General features: G+C 61.9%; 18 protein-coding genes and 1 riboswitch. Of the genes, 11 read left to right on the top strand and 7 right to left on the bottom strand.

Annotation, left to right across the window (positions count from 1 at the left end):
- The first annotated feature begins 88 nt into the window (after positions 1-88).
- Positions 89-174: riboswitch (cyclic di-GMP riboswitch) on the top strand.
- A gap of 286 nt (positions 175-460) precedes the next feature.
- The 7 genes from ACYQ6J_RS04295 to ACYQ6J_RS04265 all read left to right on the top strand — a co-directional run bounded on the left by ACYQ6J_RS04295 (position 461) and on the right by ACYQ6J_RS04265 (position 9,298).
- Entirely contained in the window at positions 461-649 is a 189-nt protein-coding gene (locus ACYQ6J_RS04295; protein WP_460182960.1) for a Flp family type IVb pilin, read from the top strand.
- A gap of 455 nt (positions 650-1,104) precedes the next feature.
- Entirely contained in the window at positions 1,105-1,698 is a 594-nt protein-coding gene (locus ACYQ6J_RS04290) for an A24 family peptidase (protein ID WP_460182959.1), read from the top strand.
- Between the two features lie 269 nt (positions 1,699-1,967).
- Positions 1,968-2,378: a TadE/TadG family type IV pilus assembly protein gene (locus ACYQ6J_RS04285; RefSeq protein ID WP_460182958.1), complete on the top strand. Its 411-nt coding sequence runs from the start codon at positions 1,968-1,970 to the stop codon at positions 2,376-2,378.
- 121 nt (positions 2,379-2,499) lie between these two features.
- Complete coding sequence (gene cpaB / locus ACYQ6J_RS04280; protein ID WP_460182957.1) at positions 2,500-3,606, top strand: Flp pilus assembly protein CpaB; 1,107 nt, start codon at positions 2,500-2,502, stop codon at positions 3,604-3,606.
- 276 nt (positions 3,607-3,882) lie between these two features.
- Positions 3,883-5,589, top strand: a complete 1,707-nt coding sequence (locus ACYQ6J_RS04275; RefSeq protein ID WP_460182956.1) for a type II and III secretion system protein family protein — start codon at positions 3,883-3,885, stop codon at positions 5,587-5,589.
- Between the two features lie 317 nt (positions 5,590-5,906).
- A complete protein-coding gene (locus ACYQ6J_RS04270) occupies positions 5,907-7,109 on the top strand; it encodes a CpaE/TadZ family protein (protein ID WP_460182955.1) in 1,203 nt (400 codons plus the stop codon).
- Between the two features lie 236 nt (positions 7,110-7,345).
- Positions 7,346-9,298, top strand: a complete 1,953-nt coding sequence (locus tag ACYQ6J_RS04265; RefSeq protein ID WP_460182954.1) for a hypothetical protein — start codon at positions 7,346-7,348, stop codon at positions 9,296-9,298.
- A gap of 117 nt (positions 9,299-9,415) precedes the next feature.
- On the opposite strand, the gene ACYQ6J_RS04260 is transcribed toward ACYQ6J_RS04265, so the two are convergent.
- From ACYQ6J_RS04260 to ACYQ6J_RS04250, 3 genes are all read right to left on the bottom strand, one after another.
- The gene (locus ACYQ6J_RS04260) at positions 9,416-10,192 is read right to left on the bottom strand and encodes an NIPSNAP family protein (RefSeq protein ID WP_460182953.1); all 777 of its coding nucleotides are present in this window, start codon (positions 10,190-10,192) and stop codon (positions 9,416-9,418) included.
- A gap of 135 nt (positions 10,193-10,327) precedes the next feature.
- The gene (locus ACYQ6J_RS04255) at positions 10,328-11,707 is read right to left on the bottom strand and encodes a PQQ-binding-like beta-propeller repeat protein (protein ID WP_460182952.1); all 1,380 of its coding nucleotides are present in this window, start codon (positions 11,705-11,707) and stop codon (positions 10,328-10,330) included.
- Positions 11,708-11,881: 174 nt separating this feature from the next.
- Complete coding sequence (locus ACYQ6J_RS04250) at positions 11,882-12,460, bottom strand: DJ-1/PfpI family protein (protein ID WP_460182951.1); 579 nt, start codon at positions 12,458-12,460, stop codon at positions 11,882-11,884.
- A gap of 331 nt (positions 12,461-12,791) precedes the next feature.
- On the opposite strand from ACYQ6J_RS04250, the gene ACYQ6J_RS04245 reads away from it, so the two are divergent.
- Positions 12,792-14,096 (top strand): type II secretion system protein, encoded by a 1,305-nt coding sequence (locus ACYQ6J_RS04245; protein ID WP_460182950.1) that lies wholly within the window; start codon positions 12,792-12,794, stop codon positions 14,094-14,096.
- Positions 14,097-14,245: 149 nt separating this feature from the next.
- Entirely contained in the window at positions 14,246-16,294 is a 2,049-nt protein-coding gene (locus tag ACYQ6J_RS04240; protein WP_460182949.1) for an alpha-galactosidase, read from the top strand.
- Positions 16,295-16,312: 18 nt separating this feature from the next.
- On the opposite strand, the gene ACYQ6J_RS04235 is transcribed toward ACYQ6J_RS04240, so the two are convergent.
- The 3 genes from ACYQ6J_RS04235 to ACYQ6J_RS04225 form a co-directional block, all read right to left on the bottom strand.
- Positions 16,313-17,041 (bottom strand): 3-keto-disaccharide hydrolase, encoded by a 729-nt coding sequence (locus ACYQ6J_RS04235; RefSeq protein ID WP_460182948.1) that lies wholly within the window; start codon positions 17,039-17,041, stop codon positions 16,313-16,315.
- Between the two features lie 320 nt (positions 17,042-17,361).
- Complete coding sequence (hpnH, locus tag ACYQ6J_RS04230) at positions 17,362-18,420, bottom strand: adenosyl-hopene transferase HpnH (RefSeq protein ID WP_460182947.1); 1,059 nt, start codon at positions 18,418-18,420, stop codon at positions 17,362-17,364.
- A 36-nt stretch (positions 18,421-18,456) separates the two neighbouring features.
- Positions 18,457-20,622, bottom strand: coding sequence for a terpene cyclase/mutase family protein (locus ACYQ6J_RS04225; RefSeq protein WP_460182946.1), 2,166 nt, complete (start codon positions 20,620-20,622; stop codon positions 18,457-18,459).
- A gap of 394 nt (positions 20,623-21,016) precedes the next feature.
- On the opposite strand from ACYQ6J_RS04225, the gene ACYQ6J_RS04220 reads away from it, so the two are divergent.
- A complete protein-coding gene (locus tag ACYQ6J_RS04220) occupies positions 21,017-21,544 on the top strand; it encodes an FmdB family zinc ribbon protein (RefSeq protein WP_460182945.1) in 528 nt (175 codons plus the stop codon).
- A 100-nt stretch (positions 21,545-21,644) separates the two neighbouring features.
- Here ACYQ6J_RS04220 and ACYQ6J_RS04215 read toward each other — a convergent pair whose 3' ends face one another.
- Positions 21,645-23,387, bottom strand: a complete 1,743-nt coding sequence (locus ACYQ6J_RS04215; RefSeq protein WP_460182944.1) for an amidohydrolase — start codon at positions 23,385-23,387, stop codon at positions 21,645-21,647.
- 340 nt (positions 23,388-23,727) lie between these two features.
- Here ACYQ6J_RS04215 and ACYQ6J_RS04210 point away from each other — a divergent pair, with 340 nt between their 5' ends.
- Positions 23,728-26,229, top strand: a complete 2,502-nt coding sequence (locus tag ACYQ6J_RS04210) for a DUF4962 domain-containing protein (RefSeq protein WP_460182943.1) — start codon at positions 23,728-23,730, stop codon at positions 26,227-26,229.
- Positions 26,230-26,350: the final 121 nt, after the last annotated feature.

Here is a 26,350-nt window from a genome sequence, read left to right as displayed (position 1 = left end):
GCCTGAAGGCTGTCTGGCGAGTTGGGATGTGAACGGGACGCTTCGGCGTCGCCGGTCCGCACTCGCCGCGAACGGCCTGCACGCCTCATCCTCGAAAAGGCAAACCGGTCGTAAGGCCGGGGCGCAAAGCCAAGGGCCGAACTCGCTTGCGAGGGCGGCGGCCTGGCTGCCGAAAGGGTGACGCGGTTCGGGGTGTAAACCCCGGACTTCCGCTTGCCGACAACCGGGTTTCGTGCCGGTGCGGCGGCGTCGTCCGACTCGGTCGGCCCGAGCGGATGGGCATCGCGGCATTAGGGGAAGAGGCACCAGCGTTCGGTTTGTTCGGGGTCCGGAAGGTACAAGGCAGGCCGGCGTCGCCGTGAGGCGGCGGGTACCCTCCGATCCCTACTTTTCCCTGCCGATCGCGGCTTGTCGCCGCGGTAATCGGTCGGCAAAGACCCGCTTGTCTTGGAGGAACTGTATGAGGTTGCTTGCTCAGAAGTTGCATCGTTTCCTCGTTTCGGAAGACGGCCCCACCGCGGTGGAATACGCCGTCATGCTGGCCCTGATCGTGATCGTCTGTCTGACGGCCATCAGCTCCTTGGGAACGGCCGCGCGCGACACCTTCGACACGATTCAGCAGTCCGTGAACGCTGCCGCTCCGAGCTGATCCTTTGGGATGCCGGGCATGACACCCCACCGAACCGGTCGGGTTAGCGTGTAAGCGGGAACAACCCCTCGGAGATGGACATTTTCTCCGAGGGGCGTTTTTTTGACCTATGCTTTTCTCGAGGAGTATCGACGCGAAGACCGGCGGAGCGAATCGGGAAGGGATGCGAACCATGGATTGGCCTACATCAGCGGATTTGATGCTGCAAGCCGTACCGGCCTTGATTGTGGCGCTCTCGGTGGCGGCGGCAGCCCTGCAATTCCTCCTCACGGTCCGTTGGTAACCGGGGGCGATCCCCAGGTCGGCCCGGCGACGGACCATGACGTTGCGTCTTGTGGGCGAAGCGTCTGGAACACGGGGACCGGGCGGTGATGCGACCCCTCGCGCGGCGCCGCCGCGAATCGGGGAAAGGACACAAACGAGCAACTTCAGGAAAGCGCGTGGGAGCGGAGATCATGTTGGATCGATTGATGGAAGCAGCGGGAGGCCCTTGGCCCGTTTGGGTCGTTTGCTGGCTGGTCAGTGTGACCTTGATCGTGGCGGCGTGGATCGATGGACGCCAACTCAAAGTGCCGAACTGGTTGACCTTTCCCATGATTCTGACGGGCTGGGCGTTCAGCGGATGGGTGGGTGGATGGGCAGGGCTTGGCTGGAGCTTGGCCGGGACCGCCGTCGGACTGGGCCTGCTTTTTCCCGCCTATGCCATCGGTGGGATGGGCGCCGGCGACGTCAAGCTGCTGGCCGGAGTCGGTGCCTGGGTCGGCATGGTCCATACCTTCTGGGCCTTCGTCGCCACGGTGATCGTCGGTGCCGTCTTGGCCGTCATCATGGTCCTGTACCGCCGGGCCTGGAGACATCACAAGAATCAGTTCTTCGCGATCCTCACCGAAATCCTGGTGGTTCGAAATCCGGAAAAACTGGCCGCCATCGCCGCCGAGCGGAAACCTCGCATGCTGCTGCTCCCTTACGGGATTCCGATCGCGATGGGTACGATCGGGTACTTCATCTTACGAGGCATGCTGCTTCCCGGCGTCGGTCTTCCGATCTGATCCGGGAGTCTCGGCGAAAAGATGCGCCGCCGAAACGGCTCACATCGGGCTTTACCCCGGTTCGTGTGATACGACGCGCCCAAGAGTGACTTTTCGCCGCGCCTGGATTCTCTTTTCACCGAGGTGGTGCCATGAGTCTTGTTGAATTGCCCAAACCGCTTATAGCCCCTAAACGGTGCCGAGATTCCGGTGGCTCTCCGCCGTATGGGGATGTTGCTGCGGCCTATACGTGGCTTTCACGAATAAATGGCGTTGGAGGATTGGAGAAAGTGTATCGATCTTGCCGAAAAGAACGGTTGGGTGTAGCCGCCGTCGAGTTCGCCGTGGTGGCTCCGCTCTTTTTCCTTTTGCTTTTGGGCATGATCGAGATCGGTCGGATGGTGATGGTCCAGCAGGTCATTACGAATGCATCCCGAGAGGGTGCCCGCATCGCCGTTCTCGACGGGACCACGACCGCCGACGTGATGGAAGCCGTGGAGACCTATTTGGCCGGCGGCGGGGTGAGGAGCGCGACTGTGACGGTTACGCCGGATCCTCCCAGTCAAGCCGGTTATGACGAGCCCGTGACCGTTACGGTTCGTGTGCCGTTCAATCAAGTAAGTTGGCTTCCAACGCCAATGTTTTTAGGTGGAGTGCAGTTGTCCGCCGTTACCACGATGCGGCGCGAGACCGCTCAATAGAAGACGGGCATCGTGAGGCAACGACCGGACTGAGTGTGAAGGATCGCGTAAACATCGGATGAACAAGGAAGTTGATACGCCGTCGCCCGATCGTCGATAGTCCGAGATCCGGAATTTACCCATGCGTACGAAATCCTTGATTCTCCTGGCCCTGGCAATCGGTTGCGGACTGGTGGCTGCCGTCGGCGTGCAGCAAGTCCTTGCGACCCGGGATCGCGTCGTCGCCGCCCCGACGGAGGAGACGCAGGCGATCTTGGTGGCCATGGAAGACATTCCGATGGGGGAGCCGATCAAGGAAACGCAAGTGAAATTGGAGGAATGGCCCAAGAGCAAAATTCCCGCGGGCGCGATCTTCGATTTGTCGGGCATCGAGGATCGCCGCACCAAGACGAAGATATTCAAGGGCTCACCGGTCTTGGACGGATACTTGCTGGCCAAGGGCGCGGTGGATGCGGGCGCGGCACCCTGGATTCCCAAGGGCTACCGCGTGGTTTCCGTGAAGGTGGATCCGGTGAGCGGCAGTTCGGCCATGATTCGTCCCGGCGACCGCGTGGATGTGGTGGTCCACTTCGCCGCCAACCCCGCCCGGGGCATCGTGAAGAATTTCACTCGCACCATCTTGCAGAACATCAAGGTTTTTGCGATCGACGACAAGTACGAATTGACGGACGACGAACAGAAGGCCTTCAATCCCAAAACGGTGTCGTTGTTGGTGACGCCGGAACAGGCGGAGATATTAACCGCCGCATCGGAGTTGGGGCAAATTCGTCTGGTGATGCGCGGTTTGGGTGATGTGGAGTCGGCGGAAACCAAAGGAGTCGAACCGTCCCAACTGCTGGGTCTGGCGACGAGCGAGGGGGATCCCGACAAGGAGACGGTTCCCGGTCAAACGGTTCCAGGTCGCGACGGGCAAGCACCGGATGCCTTCGGGCAATTTTTGAATTCCATGCAGCAATCGCAACCACCGGTCCAGACGAGTCCCGGTGCCAACACGTGGCCCGTTCGGATTATTTCCGGATCCGACGTGAACGACGTGATCTTGGAGGAGGAACGGAACGATGGGGTGGGCACTCCTTTGCCGGCGAGGTGGAAAGTGGTCACGTCCGGCATGGGCGGTGGCGCATCGGGTTCGGCGACCGGTTTGATACCCGGCGACGTACTGCCTCCGGCGCCGGAACCTCAACGCGATCCCGTGGAACCGTTACCGGACGAACCCAGGAATCAATAGCGAGAGTGGAAAGTATAACGGGCAAGCCGAGAAAGGCTTGCGGCGATAGGAACCCGGGGGAGGCGATCGGTTGCCGAAAGCCGGTCCGCGGTCGTTGTAAAGACGTCGTCGCGGAGGCATGAACGGCAACCCCGAAGGGCGTCGTGCGACGGACTTCGCACGAGGCGCATGGTCGGTGAGGCACGGAAGGCCTCGCTCGAACGGACGCGACAATTCGGAACGGTCACCCGGCCTTGCTCGGTGCGGCGCGTTCCCCGAACACAAGGATGGTCACGGATGATGCGGAGCTTTTCCCAACTCTTCCGGCATGTGGAACTCCGGAGCGGGTTCTGCGCGTTTCTTTGGTGCGTCGTCCTCGCGCTGGAAACGGGCTTTGCTCAGCAGGTTGCGCCGCTGCCGCCGTCGGGCGGCGGATCGGGGGGGGCGCCGTCGGGCGTTGCGCTCGGTTCGAACGCCGTGGTCTGCAAGATAACGGAGTCCAACCAGCGGCAGGAATTGACGGTCAATACCAGTCGCATTCTGACCTTGGATCAGCGAATCCCGCAGGCGCAGGTCAACAACCCGGAGATTCTGCAACTGACGGCCTTGTCGCCGAATCAGATCCAAATCTTCGCCAAGAAACCCGGCGTGACGCAAGTCAATCTGTGGGACGAAGCCGGGACCATCTATTCCATCGACGTAATCGTCTTCGGCGATGCTCGCGAGTTGTCCCTCTTGATCGAGAGCCAATTTCCGAATTGTAGTATTCGGGTGGTGCCCATTTCCAACGGCGTCATGCTGTCGGGATACGTGGATCAACCCGAGCACGTGAGTCGCATCATGCAGTTGGCGCAGGAGTACTACCCTCGGGTCATCAATAATCTCACCTTGGGCGGCGTCCACGAAGTGCTCCTGCACGTCAAGGTGATGGAGGTTTCGCGGACCAAGCTTCGCGCTTTGGGTTTCGATTGGACGCAGATATCGGGGCAGAATATCGTGCGTTCCAGCGTCTCGGGATTGATCAGCGGGGCTACGGGAGCGGACGCTGTGGCGGGGACGTCGGCCTCGGCGGTAACCTCCGGCGCAGAAACGTTCTTTTTCAGCGTCATCGACGGCAGCGACGCCTTCTTCGGGGTGCTGGAGGCCTTGCGTCAAGACAATCTGATGAAGGTCTTGGCCGAGCCTACCCTAGTAACGGTCAGCGGTCGTCCCGCGTTTTTCCAAGTGGGCGGTGAGTTCCCGATTATCGTGCCGCAGAGCTTGGGAACCGTTTCGATCGAGTACAAGAAGTACGGCACGCAGGTCGATTTCGTCCCCATCGTGCTGGGCAACGGCAAGATTCGCCTGGAGGTCCGCCCGCGAGTCAGCGAGATCGATACGGCTCGGTCGGTGGTCATCAACTCCACGACCGTGCCGGGGCTTCGGGTTCGGGAGGTGGACACGGGTGTGGAGATGAAGGCCGGCCAAACGCTCGCCATCGCCGGTTTGGTGGAGACGCGAGTGGAGGCCCAGCGACGCGGATTGCCCTGGATTTCGGATGTGCCGTATATCGGCGTACCCTTCCGACGCGTCGTGGAGAAAACCAACGACGTGGAACTGTTGATCTTGGTGACGCCGGAGCTGGTGTCGGCCATGAACCCGGAAGAGGTCCCGCCGGGAGGACCGGGCATGAGCACGTCCAGCCCAACAGATTCCGAGCTCTATTTCGGCGGTCTGATCGAAGTGCAGCGCTGCTGCCCGGCCGGGACCGCCGGGGACGCGGGCATGATCGAGGTGCTTCCGCCCTCGCAGGATGCCGCGCCGACGCCCGCGCCGGTCTTGCAGACCGCTCCGCCCAGCGGTCCGGTGCTCAATCGCGTGCCCTCCAAGCTACCCGTCGCGACGCGACCTGCCGCTGGAACGAAGCCGGCCCCGAGTGCGGCCCCTCTTCCGCCCGGCGAGACGGAAGCGGGCGGCGTCAAGCCGCTGCCCGGTTTCAAGGGCAAGATCGGTTACGGCGAATAGCGCGATTCCACGGGGCAAGGGGTACCGCGAGAGAACCGACCGCTTGCGAGGGGAGGTTCCGCGGCGACCGGCGCCGGGTCACGACCTGGAATCGACGAGCATCGTCACTTTCCGCTGCGTGCGAGGTTTTTGTAAGCCATACTTGTCAAGAGAAACCGGAAGAACGGGTCGTGAGTGCCACCCTCCACCCGGTCCGGGGCGACCGCGCGAGGGGTCCGCGCTTCGCGCCGGGCGGACGGATGGTTCGGCGGGCAGCGTCCCTGTTTACCCGAGGGGCGTGCCGCCTGGTCTCGCGCCATGGAAATTGGGTGAACCGCATGAGTAACGTACTTCGATTGGCGATCGTCGATCCCCAAGATTCGACCCGAGAGGAACTGAAGCGCCTTCTCCTCGGATTGGAGATGATTTGGTTGGACGCCGAGTGCTCGCGGTACGAGTTTTTCGCCGACGTCGTCGCCCAAACCAACCCCGACATCGGTGTCGTGGCCATTGACCAAGACCCCGAGAAGGCCCTGGACTTGGTCGCCCGCGTCACGCAGAATTCGCCCGACTGCGCCGTTTTCGTGATCAGTTCCAGTAAGGATGGGAATCTCATTCTGCAAGCCATGCGGGCGGGGGCCAAGGAGTTTCTGCCGCAACCGGTGCGCATCGAAGACCTGTTGACGGCGATCGCGCGGATCAGCGAGCGAAAATACGGACGCGGCGAAAGCAAGACGCGAGGCTCCCAAGTCATTGCTATGGTCGGCGTGACCGGCGGGGTGGGCGTCTCCACCTTAGCCGTGAACCTGGGATGCGCCCTTGCCCGAAACGAAAAGAATACCGCCGCCTTGGTGGACCTGGACTTGTGTCTGGGCGACGCGGACGTTTTGTTGGATACGATTCCCGATTACACGATCGTGGATGTGGCCCAAAACGTCACGCGATTGGACTATTCGCTGCTGAAACGGTCATTGACGAAGCACGCATCGGGACTGTTCCTGCTGCCGCGACCCGTACAACTCGAAGACGTCGGGCTTCTCAGCGCCGAGGACTTGCAACGGGTCATCGGTTTGCTCAAGGCCACGTTTACGCACTTGGTGCTCGACCTTTCCAAGGCCTTCACCCCGGTCGATATGATGGCCCTGGAGATGGCGCATCACGTCCTGTTGGTCACGCAACTGGACCTGCCGTGCTTGCGGAACGTCGTGCGCTTGATGATGTCCTTCCAAAACATGGAAGGCATGTCGGACAAGGTGAAAATCATCGTCAATCGGTCGGGCATGGAGAACGGCCAGATCACACTGAAGAAGGCGCAGGAGATCATCAGTCGGGAAATCTTCTGGCAGATTCCCAACGACTATCGCGCCTGTAGCGAGGCCCGCAATAACGGTGTGCCTCTCTTGGAACAGGCCCCTCGCTCCGCCGTGACGCAGTCGATCCTGCAACTGGCCGATGCGCTCTGCGGCGAGAAGGAAGCGGAGAGCGAAAAAAAGATCGGCCGAGGGCTGTTTCGCCTGTGGGCCGGCAAAAGCGGCGGTTGATCGAATCGGGCGAAGCGCCGCGCTGAGGGCGGCATCGACCGCTGTGTGCGGTAAGAGAACCGCAATCTGAAAGAACGCCTCTCGGCCGCGCCGTAGCGGCCCGCGATCGCCATCCGCAGTCCTGTTTCAGCCTATCTTCGGCACTCTTGCGACGTGAATTGTCGCCGTACATCATGGGGCATAATGGGGGAGGATGACGCCGGGAATACTTCGCACGAATCGAGGCCGGGGGATTTATGAAACGGCACCTTGCAGGGCTTCTCTTGCTAAGCGTGGTCTTTGTCGCCGCGTCGCGTGCTTCGGGCGGGGAGAATGGGGCACGTTCGAGCGTCGGCGGTGTGCCGATTCCCTCCGTGCCCGACGCCTTGCGCAACCCCTGGCCCGAAGAATGGGAACGGGAATTCCAAGCCCGCGCCGCCCACGCAATCCGGTTTTTCGACTCCGGAGGCCAAGGGCGCTACGGGACCACCTTCTTCGAGAGCGAGAAGGCGTCTTATCCCAAGGCCATGTTCGACTTCTTGGCGGGGCACCGCGAACGGGCGATCGCCTTCCTCCAATCCAAGGACGCCGATGCCGAAAGGTGGCACGCCCACACTTTGGGCATCGACTTCTATCCGTGCTTTACCCTCAAAGGGCAGGTTCGCAAGTATTTTCTTTTCGGCCCGTACCTCGATCCCGACTATCGCGAGCGGATGAGTCGCGCGGCGAAGATCTGGACCGCCCGCGACCCTGCCGAGCAACCGCATCCGATTTTCGGTCGGGGAAAAGGGGGCGAAGGGTGGACGCCGGAGATTCGCGGTTTTCAGGTCGATAAGCGATCCACCGACAATCTGCGCATCATGCGCGAGGTGAGCGTCTATCTCTTCGCCGAAGCGACGGGAAACCGCGACACACAGGCGGCGTACCGCGAAAAGCTGATCGATTACGTCGCGTCCCTCTATCGCGTCGGTATGAGCGAGTGGGATTCCGAAAACTACCTCAGTCACGGCATCTCGGCGTGGCTCAATCTGTACGACTTCGCGCAGGATCCGGAAATGAAAGCCGCCGCCAAGGCCGCTTTGGATTGGCTTTGTACGGCGGGCGCCTTGAAGTATTACCGCGGCGGGATGCTGGGGCCTTCCTGCCGCGATTACGGAGGCGGCAACGTCGTCTTCGGGGCCCTTTCCTCCCACATGCTTTATTTGTGGTTCGGCGATTGTCCGATTTCCGATCCGCGCCCCTATGAAGACGACGTCCACGCCGTGACGAGCGCATATCGCCCGCCGCAGGCGGTCGTGCATCTCGCCCGAAAGAATTTTTCTCGGCCCGTGGAGATGATCAACACGAAACCGTCCTACGCTTATTGGTCGTTGCCTCAGGGGCCTGAGCGACCGCGGTACCGGGAGACGTTGTACATTGCCCGGACTTACCAACTGGGGAGCCTGGCCGGCGATTTCTCGGAGCGGGCGACGCCGGAAAACTGTCGTGTCATGAGTCTGGGGGCATTCAGTTCGGTTCGCGGTGTCGATTACGTCGTGCTGCAAACGGACCCTCCCGGTTCCCATGCCGCCATCAAACCTGACGAACGCACCGCCCAATACCGCAACATGCTGGTGTGGATGAAGGACGCCCGACCCGGCGACACGTTCTTCTTGCAATATCCGAGCCACGCCGCCGTGCGTTTTTCGAAAGACAAAGTGCTCATCGGCTTGGAAAAGACTTTCGTCGTGATTCGGTCGTTTCGTCTGGGGCCGTGGCGCGAGTGGACGGAAAAAGTCCCTGAAGTCTATGGCGAAGAAAAGTTCATGGTCGTTCGCGCGGACGACGCGGGACTGTGCGGCCTGGTGATGGAAGTTGGGGAAGGCCCCGACTTCGGCGATTTCCGGGCCTTTCAGGCACGCTGCGACTCCGCCTCGCTCGACCTCCGTCGATTAGAGACCGAGCGCGAAATCCTGTACCGCGGAATTGCCGGTCAAGCATTGCGTGTGAGATTCGATCCCAAGACGAGCTTTGCCGTCATTGAGCGTGACGGAGTCCCATTTCGTCCGGAAGACCGATTCGACGTGTATGGCTCCGTCGATGCACCGTCCGCGGAGTCTCCCGTCTCGCAGGAATGGAACTCGGGGACGTTGACGGTTCGGGCCGGGGGGCAAGTCTTTCGCGCAACCGTATCGCGCAACGGCACGGTCCGATGGGGCCTGCGGGACTGAGTGCGAACCGATACAATCCCCCCGCGGGCGACGGACGACATGCACCGCGCCGCCCGCGGAAAGGCCGACGGGAACACTTTGTCGTTGGTGCGACGGGTGCGGTCCGCTCGGCGACCGTCAAATCTGCGAACCGGGACTCGGCGACAGCAGGATGTTGGTGATGTTCGAGACCGTATTCGCATACTCGGGCCGAGCCTTCAACTCCGTCCACTGCGGATCTTTTACGAAGGCCTCCCAGGCCGCCTTCTGTGCGTCCATGTTGTCGAAGGCCAGCATGTAGGTCAGATTGGGCAACTTGGAGCCGATCAGGGCGCGGCCGAAGAAGACAGGGTTCAGACCCACGCGATGGAATATCTCCAACTCTCCGCCGCCCTCGAACATCTCCACCTTCTTGAGATGCGTCGGCAGATTGTGGCTTTCGTAGATTCGAAGCTGAAGCACCCGGCTAGCCGCTTGCGTGGGAACTTCCACCTTGGGCATGGCGGAGAACGCCAGCAACAGGCTGCTTTCGATCCGTTGATAGGCGGGATCATCGAAGGAATCCGGCAAGGCTTTGCTTGCTTCGAGATACGCTTCGTCCTCCATCAATCGGGTCGATTCCGTCACGATCGTCAGCGGCGTACCGTGAGCCAGCAGGACCCAAAGGCCCAGGTCTTCGCTTTCGATCGGGCGGAACACGCCCACCGGTTGAATGCCCATACGGTTCCAGGCCGGGATCGCGGCTTCGGCGAGGAATTTTTCCAGCGATTCACGTTTTGCCTCGGAAGCCAGGGAATAGTGCCGCAATTCCATGAGTTGCCGCATGGGACGCTCTTCCGCCTCGGAAGCCTGCCAAGCGACGCCGCTCACTAGCGCCGCCGCCGAACCCGCCACGAACTCGCGTCGCTGCATCATCGCTGAAATCCTCTTGTTGAAGGAAATGTTTGGGAACCGTTGACCGATCCGCGCGAATCGAAACCCTTTACATGGAAGCCTTGAAATCCGATGGATGGCCGCTGTTTGCCTGCCGCTCTTACGTGCCCGGCACGTTCACTTTCCGCGAATATCGTACGCAAAGAGCAAGTTGCCGTGCCGCAGATAAAGGCGTCCGTCGAGGACCACGGGATGGGCCCAGGATTGTTCGCGTTCATCCGACGGGATCGTGAACGAGCCGACCGGTTCGTGCGCGTCGGAGACCGCCGGGACCAAGCCCACCTTCTTGCGTTCGCTGTAGGTGTACAGCATCCCGTCGGCGAGCGTCGCGGAGCCTTTTCCGACGCCGTTTTCGGTGTACTTCGTCTCACCCGTGTTCCAGTCCAGACAGACCCATTTTCCCCGGAAGTTCGATCCGTAGAGAAATCCTTCGTATAAGATCACGCCGCCGTGATGGTTGTCGAGGTCCTTGTTCTCCCAGAGTTGCTCAGCCGATATGCGTTCGCCCTCTTTCTTCAAACCGATCAGCTCCGATCCGCTGCCGTAGCCCGTGCTGATGAAGACCTTGCCGTCATGGAAGAGCGGCATGCAGGCATTGACGTCGTAGGCGGTCTCGTGCGGATGCCGGAAGAGCAACTTGCCGGAGTCGGCATCCACGCCGACCAGGGCCTTGGCCGTCATGTTGAGTACGATCCGCATGCCTTCCCATTCTGCCAACTGGGGCGTGCCGTACGAGGGGCCGTCCCCTTCGGCCGATTCCGACTGCCAAACGGTCTCGCCCGTCATTTTGTCCAGGGCGACGATGCATGTATTCGGACCGCCGGGCGTGCAGATGACGCGATTGCCGTCAATCAGCACCGACTCGGCGAGTCCCCATTCCGGCGGTTGGGAGCCGAACTTTTCCAGGATATTGGTCTTCCATAGGACGGCCCCGTCCGTCGCCTGGAGGCAAATCAAGTCGCCCGATCCGCCGAGGTGATAGACGCGGTCGCCGTCCAAGGTGGGCGTCCCGCGTGCGCCGGGGTAGTTCTTCGTCCAAGCCGGCCCGTTGGGCGTTTGCCAAAGGATCTTCCCGTCCATGTCCAAAGCGGAAACAAGCAGTTGATCTTCGACGTTGCCGGCAGTGAAAATCCGACCGTCCGACACGGTAACGGAAGCGAACCCGTTGCCGATGCCCTCGACTTTCCACAGCAGTTCCGGACCGTCCTCAGGCCAGGTCTTGAGAAGCCCCGTGTCGTCGGAGATGTTATCTCCCCGCGGCCCGTGGAATCTCAGCCAAGTCGGGCCGGGGACCGTGCCGGAGGTCGTCGGACTTACCGAGGCGGAACTCAAACGGCGCCCAGTCGCTTCGGGCGCGGCGCTTCCGGGTTGCGAATCGGCAGCTTGTGTCGCTTGAGTTGGTTGAGCCGGGGCGCGGGCGGCGTCCTGCGAGCAGGCCAAAACGAGCGGGGCCAGCCCGATCAGCAGACCCAAGACGGTTTGCGGCAAAGAAGTCATCGTGAAATCCTCTGTTGCTAACGTAGAGTTTGCGTTATCGCCGGGCGGCACGAAAAACGATCGGCTTGCGGCCTGCGAGTTCGGCGACCAGCGTCGGATTGCCTTCTGCTCTCACGGCGGAAGGTCCCGATATCGAGTGTCGCTCCAGGACGCCGGACTGCGGCGGGACTCTCATCACTCCGGCAGTTGAATGGTTACACCCAGCAGATCCAAGAAACGTCGCAGCCACTCGGGATGGGCGGGCCAGGCCGGGGCCGTGACCAGGTTGCCGTCCACGTAGGCCTTGTCCAAGTCAATCTCCACATAAGTGGCGCCGGCGGCGGCCACTTCGGGGCCTACGGCGGGATAGCAGGTGCACAGGCGACCCTTCAAAACCCCTGCCGCCGTCAACAACTGCGCCCCATGACAGACCGCCGCGATGGGCTTCTTCGCTTCGGCGAAACGGCGCACGATCTCCAACACCCGTTTGTTCAGCCGAAGGTACTCCGGCGCCCTGCCACCGGGAATGCACAATCCGGCATAATCGTCGGGGTTGACGGCGTCGAAGTCGGCGTTGAGGGTGAAATCGTGGCCCGGTCGCTCGCAGTACGTCTGCGCCCCGTCGAAGTCGTGGACCGCCGTGCGCACACGCTCTCCCGACTTCTTGCCGGGGCATACCGCATGGACGGCCAGGCCGACCATTTGCAGGGCTTGGAAGGGCACCATCACCTCGTAGTCTTCCACGTAATCGCCGACGAGCATCAAGACGTTCATGGGGGCCTCCTACGGCGTGTATGGGCAAATTGACGGTCGAACGATCGGGCCGCAAATAGGGGTGGGAGATTCTTCGTGACGCAAGACACCGCTTAGGGCGTCGGCCCTCCGGTATGGAGGGAACTCCATTATCCCGGGCGAGAGACGCAATCTCAAGGGCCTGACGAAACTCGGGGCATACCGACTAATATCGGCTCTGACATCGCACATTCCGTGCAACGACGCCGATTCGAAAAAGATTGCCGGGGCGGTGCGGTCGGAATATACTGCGGTCGCGGCGGTGATGGCACCGAGAGGCGACGATCGGTTTTTCTCATCGGGAGGTCCCGTCATGCAGCGAAATAGCAGAGGGTTCACGCTCGTCGAACTGCTGGTAGTGATACTCATCATCGGCGTGCTGATCGGACTCCTCCTTCCGGCCGTGCAAAGCGCCCGGGAGTCCGCGCGGCGGTCGGCGTTGAAATCCGCGGCGCCGGAGCAGGGGGTCGCCGTATTTGCTCCCGAGACGCCTCAATCGGGAGTGGAACCGTCTGCGCCCGTTTCGCCGGCGAAGATCACGACGCTTCAGGCGGAAGTCACCTTGACTCCTCGCTTGAGCGTGGGGACCGTAATGCCCGTTTCCATCTATGAGGCGCAATTTCAAGGAAATCTCGAAGCCCGCTCGCCGACCAACACGGAAAGCGAATGCCTCGTTTCCCTGCCTTTGCCGCCCGAGATCATTTCGTTGGCGGAATTGCAAATTACCCTGAACGGCGAGCCTTGCGAAGCCGTCGAGGTTTCCCGTGGTGAGCTGAGATGTCGCGTCCCACTCAAGGAAATGCCCCAACCGCTGGAAGTAACCTATGCCGCCGTCGGACGCGGCGTCTTTCGTCTCGATATTCCCCCGGGAGGCGTCGAGAACAAGCTTTCGCTCAAACTCAGGACGACGGGTTCCGACGTGCGTTTGATGGAGCTTTCCCTCCAGCCCACGCGGGTCGGGTCTTCCGGGGGCGGGGCCGAGTACACTTGGGAATACGATCGCCTCCTTTTCGGGCGGGCCATCCAACTGGATGTGTTGGGAATCGCCCCCGTCGATCGCCTCGGGGAACTCCGTTGGTTGGGACCGTTGAGCATTGTTTTCTTCGGCCTTGCGGCGGGACTGATGGCCCTGGCGGCGGAGCGACCCGCGTTTGATCGCTGGATGCTCTTGCTGACGGTCGGGCTGTTCGCCGGAAGCTATCCCTTGATGTATTACGCCCAGGAGTACCTGCCGTTGGGGTATGCGGTGGTCTTGTCGGCCGCGGCGCCGATCCTGCTTGTCACGATCCGAACCATCTTCCTTGCCGGTTGGCGACTGGCGCTAGGAATCATGCTGTCTGCCGCGGCGGTGTTGGCGGCGACCATCGTTTGCGCCGTTTGGCCCAAGTACCAAGGCGTTCTCATTACGGCGGAAACGTTGGGGCTGTTTGCCGTCGCCATGATCCTGGGACCCCGAATTGGGAAGAAGTCTCTGCTGCCGACAAACGCCGCGCGGCCGAACTCGGCGGCAGCGGCACCGTCGGAGAGCGAGCTGGTACCGGTGGAAGACTCGAAGGAGTCGTCGCCAAGCGGGGAGGATCGGGGCGAAGAATCGCTGCCGAAGGACTCCTCCGGTTGAATGTCCGGCGGTTTGTCGGCGCATCGGATGGAGCGAAGGCCGCAAACTCACCTTACCGGGATGCACGGCGATCGGTTTCCTGTACCAATGTTTCGCCGGCATGCGATCGGCGGTATTTCAACGGGCCAAGGTCGGATTGGAGGCGAGCGATGCAAGTCGGTAAGCGTTGGAGAAGATCCCTGATTGCCGTCACGGTCGCCGTGTTGGGATCGGCGGTCGCTTCCACGGTCGAGGCTCTGACGTATCCGGGAAATCCGCCGGGGCGGGCGGAGGCTCGAATCGAAGGTCATCGTCTTGTTTTCGAAAATGAAGTCCTCCGCGTGGTTTGGCGGTTGGAGTCGGGACGCCTCGGCTTGTACGAAATCGTGGACAAGGCCGCCGAAATGTCGATCGACGCCGTTCCGGACGAGTCTTTTGCGCTCGCGCTGGGGGACGGCACGATTCATTCGGCCGCATCGTTCGTTGCGACGGACGAGATCCGGTTGCAGCGGATCCCGCCGAACCCCGCCGCGTTGCGAGCGGCGGATCGCCGGGGCGGATGGCGGGCGAGCGCTTCTCTCCGCTTGCAAGAGGGCGACCTTGCGCTGGACTGGGCGGCCGAACTCCGCGACGACGCGAATTACGTACGCTGTGAGTGGACCCTGCGCGGCGAGGAGGGCGTCCGGGACGCGGCGGAACTGACGGTCCTTCGGGTCGCTGCGCCCGGAGGGCAGGAAGCGGGAAGCGTGGATGGGTCGCCCGTGGTGCTGGGCAACGTGTTCTTGGGGTGCGAACACCCTACGGCGAATAACGGCATCCGGGACGGCGCCGTCGTTTGCTCCGCCAAGGTCCCCCGGTATCCCTCCGGCGCCGGGCCCGCGTCGTTCTCGCGGAGTTGCGTCTTCGGCGTGTCACCGGTCGGTCAATTGCGCCGGGCATTCGCCTATTATCTGGAACGACAGCGACCGCGACCGTACGCGCCCTTTCTGCACTACAACAGTTGGTACGACATCTCGTGGGCGGGAAAAGCCATGGATGAAAGGGAATGCCTGGAGGCGATCGAGGTCTTTGAGCGGAATCTGGTCGCACAACGGGGCGTGCGGCTTCACGGCTTTTTGCTGGACGACGGTTGGGACGACCCGCGGACGCTCTGGGGCTTTCACGAAGGATTTCCGCGTGGGTTTACCGCGGTCCGGGCGGCGGCGGAGAAGGCGGGGGGCGCCGTAGGGGTCTGGCTTTCTCCTTGGGGCGGTTACGGAGAATGGAAAGAGCGCCGTCTGCAATACGGCCGCGCGCAAGGCTTCGAGACCAATCGCAACGGGTTTTCGTTGGCCGGACCGAAGTACTATGCCCGATTCCGCGACGTCTGTTTGGAAATGATGGACCGTTACGGCGTCAATGCCTTCAAGTTCGACGGCTTGTCGCAAGGGCTGTCGTCTCGAGGTGCCGGCGACGAATTCGCCGCCGACGTGGACGCCTTGCTGCGATTGGCCGGCGACCTGCGGGAGCATCGGGCGGATGTATTCATCAATGCCACGACCGGCACCTGGCCGTCGCCTTTTTGGCTCCTTTATGTGGATTCCATTTGGCGAGACGGCAACGACATGGGCTTTCATGGGACGGGTTCCCGGCGGCAGCAATGGATCACCTACCGCGATATGATCGTGTATCGGCAAGTGGTCGGACGAGCGCCGCTCTATCCCTTGAATTCCTTGATGACGCAAGGCATCGTGCATGCCCGCTACGGTACGGCGGCGGGGCTTTCCGACAACCTTGCCGAATGGAAGAGCGAAGTGCGATCCTTCTTCGCCTCGGGCACGCAGTTGCAGGAACTGTACGTTCGACCCCAGTCGCTGACGCCGGAAATGTGGGACGTTCTGGCGGAAGGCGCGCGTTGGTCGGCGAAGAACGCCGATATTTTGGCGGATGTCCATTGGATCGGCGGCGACCCGGGCGCGGGAGAGGCGTACGGTTTCGCCGCTTGGCAACCTCGCGGCGGCATGTTGGCTCTACGCAATCCCACATCGGAGGCGCGATCCGTCGAGATCGATGTGGCGCAGGCCTTCGAACTCCCTCCCGGCGTCCCGGTCGTCTATCGTCTGGTCAGCCCTTGGCAGGATTGGGAAGGAAGCCCGATCGTGGTCGAGGCGGGCAAACCGCGACGCTTCGAACTGGCACCGTTCGAGGTTGCGGTCTACGATGCGGTGCCCGCGCCGTGACGGTCTTGACCTCCGTTATCATTCGGACTCCTTCAGGGGACGAATGCGAATATTCCGATATTCCACGCGGCTTGTGTGATCCTGTAGGCAGATATGGCCCTTGGCGGGCGGCCTTTGGAAGTGCGGCATGTTCTTGAATTTGCTGTCGGCGACGCGGCGATTCCAGTCGTCGCTTCCTAACTTGTACTCGACGATCTTTTCGCCGTTCAACCAGTGCTCGATGTGGTTGCCTTTGGCCACGATACGAACTTTGTTCCATTCTCCCAAGGGACGCGTCATATCTTTGGCGGGGGCGTAGAGGTCGTAGCAGGCGCCGGCCAATTGCCGCGGATCGCGCCCGGGATACGCCGTGTTGTCGAGCACTTGAACCTCGGGTCCGGTATGCCACGATGTCACGGCGTCTTCGGATGCGCGAAGGATGATGCCGCTGTTGCCGCCGCGGTCCATCAGTCGCCATTCCAACTCGAGTTCGAAGTCATCGAATTGCTCGACGGTGATGATGTCGTCTCCGCCGCCCGCTCCCTTGCCGCCGGCGCCGCCTTGCACGCGGACCAACGCCCCGTCGATGACCTTCCAACCCGGCGGCATGCGATCCATCTTGTACCCCCGCCAGCCCTCCGTCGTTTTGCCGTCGAAAAGGCTCCGCCAGGCGGTTTCCGCGCCCTCGTCGCCGAACGCCGCGGTCGGCAATACCGCCCATAGGCCCCACAGGTAAAGCGTTGGTAACAACCATGATACGCGCAGCATCGGTCGCCTCCTGGAAGCAAGCGGTCCGCTGGAGTTCCAACCTACGTTCGTGGAACGTCCGGCGTATGCGTAACCAAAACCGCCGCCTTTTACCGAGACGTCCCGGTTGGGCGGCGAAGGACTTCGTGAGGAATTATACCTGCTCGGCTCGAGGGGCACACCCTGCGGATCGTTCTCGCAGCGTTTTCCCGGCTGAAGAGACGGCCGCCATGCTCGACGGCCGTCATTTCGCAGTCAACGATGTCCGACGTGCCGACATCCGCGAAGGCTTCGGCCGAGGTCGAGTCGAACGGATCGGCGAACGGCGCTCCGCCTCGCACTCAGCCGAATTGCCACATCGCCAGGGCGAGCGTGTCGTGCAGCGATTGCTGGGCCGTCACGACGGCGCCCGTCTCAAAGCCGCAGTGGACCATGCAGTGTTCGCAGCGGGGGTCGCGACCCGGTCCCAATGCGTCCCAATCCGTCTTTTCCATCCATTCTCGAAACGTGGCGTAATGTCCGTCGGTGATCAGATAGCAGGGGCTTTTCCATCCGGCCACATTGCGAGTCGGACTGGCCCAGGCCGCGCAGGAAAGTTCTCGTCGGCCGCACAGAAAGTCGAGATAGAGGGGTGAAGTCACTAACCGGAATTGTCGCAGACGATCGCGAACGGACGCGAATTTGGCCTGGATTTCCGCGCGAGTCAGAAAGAGGGCGTCCGGGTCGAGCGATTCATCGGCGGAACCGTGTGTGGATGGAAGCGGCACGCGTCCGCTCGTGTAAAACACCTCGTAGGGATAGCTGGGCGAGAGCAGGAATCCGTCCACGCCGCATTCCGTGAGGTATTCCAGGAGCAGTACGATTTCGTGCATGTCGGTCTGCCGGTAGATGGTGGTATTGGTATTGACGCGAAAACCGGCCTCCTTGGCCGCGCGAATACCCGCCACCGCCGCGCGAAAGCCCCCCGGTTTTTCGACGACGGCGTCGTGCGTTTGCTCCATGCCGTCGATGTGGACGTTCCAGGTAATGCGCGACGTTCGGGGAATGTCGGGCAACACCCGCGGGATGAGCAGCCCATTCGTGCACAGATAGATGTGCCGCTTTTGTCGCAGCAATCCGTGGATGACTTCCACCAGATGAGGATAGATCAGGGGCTCGCCGCCGCAAATACTGACGACGGGGGCGCCGCATTCCTCTGCCGCCGCGAGGCAATCCTCGGGCGTCATTCGTTTTCGCATGAGGTCGGCGTACTCGCGAATTCGCCCGCAACCCGTGCAGTGAAGGTTGCAGGCGAACAGCGGTTCCAGCATTAAGACAAGCGGAAAGCGGCGGCGTCCGGCCAAACGTTGGCGCAACAGATATGCGCTGAGCGTCCGTGTCAGGGAGAGTGGGAATCGCATGGAATATCCTATGGGACGGGGTTCGTGAAGTCGGCCTCATGCCGTGTGCAGGTTTTCACGCGGCGATTCGGCGGGAGTTACGACGCGGACTCGGGGGCGCGGCGGTGGAGTGTCGTGCCCCGTCGATGCGGCGAACTTCGCCAGGGCCATCATCGGAAAGTAAAGCGCGTACATGTGGTAGCGCAGGTAGAAGACTCGCGGAAATCCCGTCCCGGTAAAATGAGGTTCATCCCAGCCGCGCTCGGGCGACCAGCGATCGAGAAGGAATCGCACGCCTTGCAGGACGGCGCGGTGGGATTGCTTGCCGGCGGCGATCAGGCCCATCACGGCCCAAGCCGTCTGCGACGGCGTCGTCGGTCCGCGTCCGCGCCGCTCGGGGTGGTCGTAGGTATCGGGGGATTCGCCCCAACCGCCGTCGGCCTGTTGATGGCTGATGAGCCATTGGGCCCCGGCCTGCACGGCGGGATCATCCTCGGGCACGCCCACCGCGCGGAGGCCCGTGACGGCCTGCCAGGTGCCGTAGACGTAGTTGACGCCCCAGCGGCCGAACCAACTTCCGTCCGGTTCCTGATTGCGGCGGAGATAGCGGACCGCGCGATCGACTTCCGGGCAGCCCAATCTTCGGCCCAGCGTTCCCAAGGCCTCCAAGACCCGACCGGTCAAATCCGGCGAACTGGGGTCGATCATGGCGTTGTGGTCGGCGAAGGGGACGTGACAGAGGAACCGGCGGCAATTGTTGCGATCGAAGGCGGCCCAGCCTCCGTCATCGTTCTGCATGGCGAGCAGCCAGTTCAAGCCGCGATGGATGGCGCTCGTCGCCCGTTCCAGGAGGTCTTCCTCCTCGTCATCGCCGGGCCGACCGACGCCCGATGGGGAGTGAGCCGCGCGTTCGTCGATCAGGGCGAAAGGCTGAGGAAACTGCTCGTTGCACTTGCCGTTGACGAACCCATGCAGGGCCATCAGTGCCATCGCCGTATCGTCGCAATCGGGATAGAAGTCGTTGCGGTGCTCGAAGCACCAGCCGCCGGGTTCGGCGCGGACCGTTTCGGACCAATCTCCGTGCGTGGTGATCTGCTTGTCGATCAGCCAGGCGGCGGCCTTACGGACGGCCGCGCAATGGCCGTCGGCCCCGGAAGCGAACAAGGCTCGCATACTGATCGCCGTATCCCAAACCGGCGAAAGGCATGGTTGGACACGCGTCCCGCGCTCGTCGTCGATGACCAATCCCTCCAGTTGACGCCATGTCTTGCGAACGGCGGGATCGTCGGGGGAAACTCCCAGGGCATGCAGCGCGATCAGGCTCCACACGATCGGCGGATAAATCGCTCCCAACCCGTCCCCGGCTTCGATTCGCCGGAGCATCCAATCGCGGGCGGCGCGGAGTGCCCGTTGTCGCCCCGGCAGGCGTCCGGAACGCTCCGCCGCCTTGTACAAGCGATCAATGCCGCGGAAAAAGGCGCCCCAACCGAAGCCGCGACGCACGGTTTCGCCCGGCTTGCGGATCGGCGGCCATTTCTCGGGCGGGCGAAGGATGAGTTCGCGAATTCCCAATTCGGCGGGCAAGGGTCGCGACGGTTTTTTCGCCCAGATTACCGACAGCGGCACCACCATCGTTCGCGACCACGCGCTCAAAGCGTGCAAATGTACGGGAAACCAAGAGGGCAGCAGGAGTAACTCCGGGGGCACCGCCGGGCAAAGTGAATAAGGAATCTGGCCCAGCATCGCGAGATAGAATCGCGTAAAGCTGTTGACGCGTTCGGCCCCGCCCAGGGAGAGAATCATTTCTCGGGCGCGTTGCAGGGGTTCGGCCGCCGGATCGTGGCCGGTCAGCTTGAGCGCGAAATAGGCTTTGACCGAGGCACTGATTTCGGCCCGTCCGCCCGGATACAAGGCCCAACCGCCTTCCGGCAGTTGCGTATCCAAGAGTCGTTTGGCGAGGGCCTCCGCCAACGGGGATCGCTCCTTGCCGAAAAACGCGAGCACCAGAACGGTCTCGCTCTGAAGGATGCCGTCTCCCTCCAGTTCTCCCTGCCAATAACCGTCGGCGCTCTGGCATGTGAGGAGCTGCAAGCGAGCACCGCAAACCACGCGGCGTAACTCAGCCCGCGTATCGTATTCGGTTTCCGGCTCCGAGTTGATATCCAGTCGTTGAGGATGTGGCAGACGTCCGCTCCGCCCGTTGTATCCGTTCCAACGTCCCATGGATGGCGCGTCCCTGTAATACGAGGAGGAGGCTATCCTTAACCGCAAAATGAGTTTACGCGATTCCAAGCGGTCTCGCAAGGAGCAAGTACGGTGGCGGAAAAGCAGCGGCGGGGCATTTCATACGACGACCGCCGGGATGCTTCTCAGTTGCCGCCTCGACCGAGGCTTCCGCTTCCGGGGAACGCCTGCGCCGATGGGGTCGAGTCCGAGAGTGACCGCGGCGGCCAATCGCTCTTGGCCGTTTCAACCCGTCTGAGGAAAATAATAGGAATGGCTGGACGAGAGCGAGCCGTGCTCCGCCGCCGATCGGTCGTTTCATCGACGGTGAGTAACATTATCGATGGAACTGTCTACAGGGCTTTCGGTTCCGCGAGACGAGGAGGTTGTTTCCGTGCCCATCTACGAATTCTATTGTGCGGATTGCCACACGGTTTACAGCTTCTTTTCGCGTCGCATCAACACGACGAAACGACCGGACTGTCCGAAGTGCGGTCGCCCGAAACTCGAACGCCGCGTCTCGCGCTTCGCGGTGGGACGAGCGAGCAAGAGTTCGTCGGAGCACGAGTCGGGAGAAGGCGAAGATGACCTCTTGCCGCCGGGACTGGATGAGGACAAGTTGGAACAGGCCCTGATGGATCTGGCGGGCGAGGCGGAGAATTTGGACGAGGAGAATCCCCGCCAGATGGCACGCCTCATGCGAAAGCTATCGCAATCCACGGGCCTGGAATTCGGCGGGGCGATGGAGGAAGCCATCCGCCGCATGGAGGCGGGCGAAGATCCCGAGGCGATTGAGGAAGAGCTGGGCGATCAACTGGACCAGGAGGAACCGCTGTTTCGGCAGAGCGGCGGCAGTCTGAAGCAGGTGGTCCGCCACATCCGCCCGCCTCGCGTGGACGAGACGATCTACGATCTGGATTGATTGCCGGATTGATTTCCGTCGGCGGTAGATTCCGCCGCGTCGCGACCGGTGCGGGCGATGAGGCGTCGACGGCCTCGCGCGCCCGCCGACCTCGAGCAGGCTATGGATAGACCCGTTTGCCTCCCACCCAGGTTTCGAGCACTTGGGTCTCGCGGATGTCGTCGATCGGGCATTGCAGAATGTCGCGGTCGATGATGATGAAGTCGGCGTATTTCCCGGCTTCCAAAGACCCTTTCATCTTCTCCTGGAAGGTCAGGAAGGCGTTGTTGATCGTGTAGAGTCGAACCGCTTGCTCGCGGGTGATGACCTCTTCGGGATGGAGCGGGGAATCGGTCCAGCGCGGAAGTCGCGTGAGGACCGTCCACATTCCAAGCCAGGGATCGTACGTGTTGATGGAGCGCGTTCGCCCGAGCTTCTGCATGTGGTCCGAACCGCCGCCGACCGTCACGCCCTCCGCAAACAGCGTGGCATAGGGCTGAAAGAATCGCAGTCGGTCGTCGCCGAAGTGCATCCGCAAGGTGGCTCCGTCAAGATAGAGCCAAGCCGGTTGAAGGTCGGCGACGATACCGTGTTTTGCCATCAGACCGATGGCCTGCGGACTCATGAAATTGGCGTGAGAAATGCACGGGCGGTGCGGGCGGACGGGGAACTCGCGGTCGACCCGGGCGTACGCTTCGGCCAGCGCAAGGACCGCGCCGTCGCCTACCGCGTGAGCGGTGAGCTGCAAATCGTGAGAGAGGGCGGCCTTGGCGATTTGGTACAGCTTTTCAGGCTCCAGGAAGAGCACGCCGCGATATTCCGGATCGGTAATTCCGTAGGTCTTGCTCACGCCCCAAGGCTGGAGCATGTAGGCGCTGCCCGTCAGCATCCCGCCGTCCAAGTAGATCTTGAGGCCGCGAAGCCACACCCAGGGATTGTATGCGTGGAAGGGGTGTGAGGTTGCTCGTTCGATGGCCTGCTCGATCTTCTCCATGGGTTGCTGAGCGTTGACCGAGTAGGTCAAAAACATGCGGCAAGTGAGTTCTCCGCGTTCCCAAAGACTGCCGTACAACTCCAGCGAGGCGTCGGTGGTCCCACGGTCCGTCACGCCCGTGATGCCGACCTCGTTGTAGGCACGCAGCAGCTTGCGCAGGGCCTCGCGCCGTTCATCCGGGGTCGGTGTGCGGTCGGCGGTGGAATACTTTACCAGTCGCGTGCAGCTTCGCAAAATGCCGGTCGGTTCGCCCGTCTGCGGATCGCGTTCGATGAAGCCGGGTTGTCCGTCCGTGATCTGAAAATCGCGGTCGATCCCGCATTCCTTCAAGGCCAACGAATTGAGGGCGGCATCCGGTCCGGTCCGAAACATTACCGGATGTTCCGGGGCTGCGCGATCGAGTTCCTCCCGCGTCGGAAACCGCCGTTCTTTCAATCGGGTGATGAACACTTGCTGGACGACGATCCACTTCCCGCGGGGCACGACCTTGGCCCGCGCGGCGACGTAGGCCAACACGTCCTCGATCGAATTCATCGTGGGGATTTCGTGATCGAACTCGTACACCGAGGCCGGCGGCGGATGGCTGTGCGAATCGATCAATCCAGGCAAGACCATGCGACCTTGAAGATCGACTTTTTCCGTGTTCGGGCCGGCCGTCGCGAGAACTTCGTCATTGGTTCCCACGGCGACGATTCGATCCCCGGACACGGCGAAGGCCTCGGCCACGCGAAACTGATCGTCCACGGTCACGATGCGACCGTTATGGAAAATTCGATTCGGCGGAGAGTCGGCAATAGAGGGCGAGACCGCGGACCAACAAGCCGCCGAAAGGGATAACGCCAAATACATGCACAAATGACGAGAGCTCACAACGCCCCTCCAGGTATGGAATGCACGAAAAACTTGCGGCGTTACGCTTTACGCTGCATCGGCCACCGTTATATTCGAGGCCCTTCTGTTTAGCAAGGTTTACCGCAGCGATCGGCCCTTGCGTGCCGGAGGCTTCCGGCTATGCTGGAGGTGCCATTCTCGCCGAAATTCGGCCGGCGTGAAAAAACTTCGACGGTGAGGACGTTGAGTCCGACGCTGCGGTCTTTCCGGGAGGTGTGTTGGACAAATTCGTCTCCCTATCCCGCCTGTTTTCGTTTTCAAGTTGTTCCCGCCTTTAGATTTGGTGGACACCGAGAACCCGTCAGACCCGAGACCTGCCATGAAGACATCGCCTCGAGACCTCGCGCTGCATCGTTGGAGTTTCCAGGCGCGGACGTGTTTCGCTGCCATAATGTGGCTGATTGCGCCGGCAGCGGTGTTATCGGCATGCGTGTTGGCGCAACCCGGCCTGGTCGTTGCCGCGGAAATCGCCTTGGACGAGTCGCCTGCCAAGCCCGGCGAATGGGGTTTTCGACCCGAGGAAGACGGGGAGGCGGCGGTCAATCCGCCGGCATTTTCCTGGAGACCGCAAGACGGGATCAAGTCGTGGGAATTGTCGTTGGCCCGGGATGCGGCCTTCACGCAGTCCGCCTATTCGGCCGAAGACATTCCCTGGAACGTGCACACGCCATCCAAGCCGCTGCCGCCGGGTGAGTATTACTGGCGCTATCGCGGCACGGACGGGAATGGCCGGAAGACGACTTGGAGTCGGGCACGGCGATTTACGGTCCCGGCGGGGGTGCCGGAAATGCCGATGCCGAGCCGGGAGGAACTTTTGGCACGCATTCCCCGGCAGCATCCGCGATTGTTCGTTCGACCGGAGGACTTGCCGCGATTGCGGGCATCGGCGAAGGGGCCGCAGCGGGAATTGTGGGAGCGTTTGGTCCGTGCGTGCGACGCTACCGTCGAGAATCCGCCGGAAACCGCGGAGCCGCCCAAGTATCCCCCCGGGGTAACGCCCAAGAGTGAGGAGTGGGTCAAGATTTGGTGGGGCAATCGGCAATACACGATTCGCGCCTTGGCCGCTGCCGCCCGATTGGGGTTCGCCTACCAAATCGGCGGTAACCCGGATTATGGGCGGTTGGCGAAGCGGATCCTCATGGACTGCGCCCAATGGGATCCCGTGGGCTCTACCGGTTACCGTTACAACGACGAGGCGGGCATGCCGTATGCCTACTACTTTTGTCGCACCTATACCTTCGTGTACGACCTCCTATCCGAAGAGGAGAGGCGGAAGTGTCGTGAAGTGATGACGATTCGCGGGCGGGAGATGTTCAACCACCTCTGTCCGCGACACTTGTGGCAGCCGTATTCCAGTCACAGCAATCGGGCGTGGCACTTTCTGGGCGAGGTCGGGGTGACGTTTCACAGCGAAATACCCGAAGCCGACGATTGGACCTATTTCGCTTTGACCGTCTTTTTCAACACCTATCCCGTCTGGTGCGACGACGACGGCGGTTGGCACGAAGGAATGAGCTACTGGGTCAGTTACATCGATCGTTTTACTTGGTGGGCGGACGTGATGCGGGCGACGTTCGGGATCGACGCCTTCCGCAAACCTTACTTCTCCCGAGCGGGTTACTACGCGTTGTATTTGATGCCGCCTCATACGGTGGGGGGCGGTTTCGGTGATTTGGTCCCCGATCGGCGTGCCGAGCAGAATATGCCGCTGATGGCCGTCTTGGCCGCTCAGGCGCGCAATCCGCACTGGCAGTGGTATGTGGAACAAACCGGCGGACCGCCGGAAGGAAACGAGTTTTGGGACTTCATCCGCGGCGCGCGGCCCGCGGTAGAACCCGCCGCGCCCCTCGATTTGCCGACGTCGCGAGTCTTTCGCGGTATCGGTCAAGCGGCGCTCAATACCACGCTCTTGGACGGTCGGGATAACGTGCAAGTGATGTTCAAGTCCAGCCCGTTCGGCTTGCAATCGCACGGATACGACGCCAATAACTCCTTCTTGCTTAGCGCCTACGGCGAGCGTCTCTTTGTTTCGAGCGGGCGTCGCGACGTGTACGGCAGCGATCATCACGTACGCTGGATGTGGAGCACGCGGTCGGTCAATAACATCACGGTGGACGGCATCGGCCAAGTTCCGCACTCCGCGGCAGCGCAGGGGAGAATCACCGCCTTCATCACGACGCCGTCCGTGGACGCCGTGGAGGGCGAGGCGGGCGATTGCTACCGTGATCCGAAGGCGGCCTCGGGTACCGATCCTCGCGTCCTGGATCGGTATACCCGAACCATCGTGTTCGTCAAACCGGAACTGGTGGTGGTCTTCGACCGGTTGGCGGCACGTCGGCCCGTCAAGTTCCAGTACCGGCTACATTCACCCCAGCCAATGGAGTTGGGCGACAATCGTTTGACCGCCGCGAGCGGACAAGTCCTTTGTCCCGTTGAGTTTCTCGCTCCCGCCGGACTGAGTTTCACGCAAACCGACCAATACGACCCGAATCCGCGGGATCGCATCAAGATTCGCGAGTGGCATGTGACCGCGGAGACGCCCCTTCCGACCGAGCGAATCGAGTTTGTCACGGTTTTCCGCCCCCACCGCCGAGACCAATCCGTGGGCAGGGAAGTTCGATTGACGCCGATTTCCGGCGGGTATGTGTTGGAGGCGGAATTGGCTGACGGTCGCGCGGCGGCACTGCTCCCCACGGACGACGAGGCGGCGCTTGCGGCGAGCGGCCTGCAAACGCGCGGAGCGGTCGCGGTCGGACGCTGGGACTCCGCCGGGAAGTTGATCGCGAACCTGGAAGTGCGGGGAGTGCAGCCCAATCCGTGAGTCAGGGCCGAACAGGTGATCTGCGATTCGGCGACGATCTTCCCGGTCGGGGCGGAGCGCCGACCATACGCAGGGGATTCGCGAAGCATCCGCGCGGACCGGCCTCGCGCGTTTCCGCGGG

The organism is Thermopirellula anaerolimosa (genome assembly GCF_054657335.1).
The sequence above is the reverse complement of the archived record's forward strand: the minus strand, read 5'-3'. Positions and strand labels throughout refer to the sequence as shown.

Excerpts from the sequence above, each read along its gene's own strand:
- hpnH (WP_460182947.1), bottom strand. The coding sequence starts at position 18,420 with ATGCGATTCCCACTCTCCCTGACACGGACGCTCAGCGCATATCTGTTG.
- ACYQ6J_RS04260 (WP_460182953.1), bottom strand. The coding sequence starts at position 10,192 with ATGATGCAGCGACGCGAGTTCGTGGCGGGTTCGGCGGCGGCGCTAGTG.
- cpaB (WP_460182957.1), top strand. The coding sequence starts at position 2,500 with ATGCGTACGAAATCCTTGATTCTCCTGGCCCTGGCAATCGGTTGCGGA.
- ACYQ6J_RS04210 (WP_460182943.1), top strand. The coding sequence starts at position 23,728 with ATGAAGACATCGCCTCGAGACCTCGCGCTGCATCGTTGGAGTTTCCAG.
- ACYQ6J_RS04240 (WP_460182949.1), top strand. The coding sequence starts at position 14,246 with ATGCAAGTCGGTAAGCGTTGGAGAAGATCCCTGATTGCCGTCACGGTC.
- ACYQ6J_RS04290 (WP_460182959.1), top strand. The coding sequence starts at position 1,105 with ATGTTGGATCGATTGATGGAAGCAGCGGGAGGCCCTTGGCCCGTTTGG.
- ACYQ6J_RS04255 (WP_460182952.1), bottom strand. The coding sequence starts at position 11,707 with ATGACTTCTTTGCCGCAAACCGTCTTGGGTCTGCTGATCGGGCTGGCC.
- ACYQ6J_RS04245 (WP_460182950.1), top strand. The coding sequence starts at position 12,792 with ATGCAGCGAAATAGCAGAGGGTTCACGCTCGTCGAACTGCTGGTAGTG.
- ACYQ6J_RS04235 (WP_460182948.1), bottom strand. The coding sequence starts at position 17,041 with ATGCTGCGCGTATCATGGTTGTTACCAACGCTTTACCTGTGGGGCCTA.
- ACYQ6J_RS04225 (WP_460182946.1), bottom strand. The coding sequence starts at position 20,622 with ATGGGACGTTGGAACGGATACAACGGGCGGAGCGGACGTCTGCCACAT.
- ACYQ6J_RS04275 (WP_460182956.1), top strand. The coding sequence starts at position 3,883 with ATGATGCGGAGCTTTTCCCAACTCTTCCGGCATGTGGAACTCCGGAGC.
- ACYQ6J_RS04250 (WP_460182951.1), bottom strand. The coding sequence starts at position 12,460 with ATGAACGTCTTGATGCTCGTCGGCGATTACGTGGAAGACTACGAGGTG.
- ACYQ6J_RS04295 (WP_460182960.1), top strand. The coding sequence starts at position 461 with ATGAGGTTGCTTGCTCAGAAGTTGCATCGTTTCCTCGTTTCGGAAGAC.
- ACYQ6J_RS04265 (WP_460182954.1), top strand. The coding sequence starts at position 7,346 with ATGAAACGGCACCTTGCAGGGCTTCTCTTGCTAAGCGTGGTCTTTGTC.
- ACYQ6J_RS04270 (WP_460182955.1), top strand. The coding sequence starts at position 5,907 with ATGAGTAACGTACTTCGATTGGCGATCGTCGATCCCCAAGATTCGACC.